The organism is Pseudomonas sp. HMSC057H01, from assembly GCF_001836405.1.
Lineage (GTDB): Bacteria > Pseudomonadota > Gammaproteobacteria > Pseudomonadales > Pseudomonadaceae > Pseudomonas > Pseudomonas aeruginosa.
Genome location: NZ_KV828487.1, coordinates 1 through 897 on the forward strand (window position 1 = coordinate 1; position 897 = coordinate 897).

Below are 897 nucleotides of genomic sequence, written 5' to 3' on the forward strand. Positions count from 1 at the left end.
TGACGATCACTTCCTGGCCGATCCGCGGGATCTGGATCGAGCCCCAGTTCTTCCCGGCCCAGGCCTGCGAGACGCGCATCCAGCAGGAGCTGTTCTCGTTGGACTGGTCGTGGCGGTCCCAGTGGAAATGCACCTTGACCCGGCCGTACTGGTCGGTCCAGATCTCCTCGCCCTTGGGCCCGACCACCACCGCGGTCTGCGGGCCACGCACCACCGGCACCGGGGTCGACGGCAAGGGGCGGAAAGCCTGGCCGGCGTCGATACAGTCCAGCTCGCTCTCGAACTGCGCGCCGCCCCCGCCATTACCGGTCTCGTAGAGTTCCTGGACTACCCGGTACTCGGCGCCAACCACCAGGTATTCGCGGTTCTGGTCCAGGCGCGGGTAGTTGCTCAGGTGGAACAGATGGCCCGCCCCGATACCCCTGGCGCATCCCCGCAGGCGAACTCGCTCGTACTGGGTCTGGATCGCCTCGATGCGGGTCCGTGCATAGTGTTCGCCGTCCTGACTCTGCACATACTCGCCAGGGTAGTCGTAGAGCGGGTAGTCGGCCGCGGCATGGGCGCGCCCGACATTGGAGCGCACTTCCAGGCGGGTGCCGGGACGCTGGAAGTCGTAGTCGTTGAGGCTCAGCGAGCCGGGCTGGACCTCACGCGCCATGTGCCAGTCGAAGAAGTGGTCGCGCTCGCGATGGCCGAGGCTCGGCGGGTAGTAGGGCACGCTGGTGTAGCCGGCCGGGCTGTGGTGCGCGCCGTAGGCATCGGAGAGCACCAGGATGTGGCGCTTCTTCTCGTGGCGGAACCAGTAGTAGATGCCTTCCTGTTCCATCAGCCGGCTGACGAAATCGAAGCTGGTCTCGCGGTATTGCACGCAGTATTCCCACTCGCGGTAGGAGCGGC

The 897-nt window shown here is 66.2% G+C and carries 1 protein-coding gene; it reads right to left on the reverse strand.

Annotated elements, in window-relative coordinates:
* A partial coding sequence (gene vgrG / locus HMPREF2581_RS18500) for a type VI secretion system tip protein VgrG (RefSeq protein WP_139181916.1) occupies nucleotides 1–897 on the reverse strand: 897 nt, incomplete at both ends.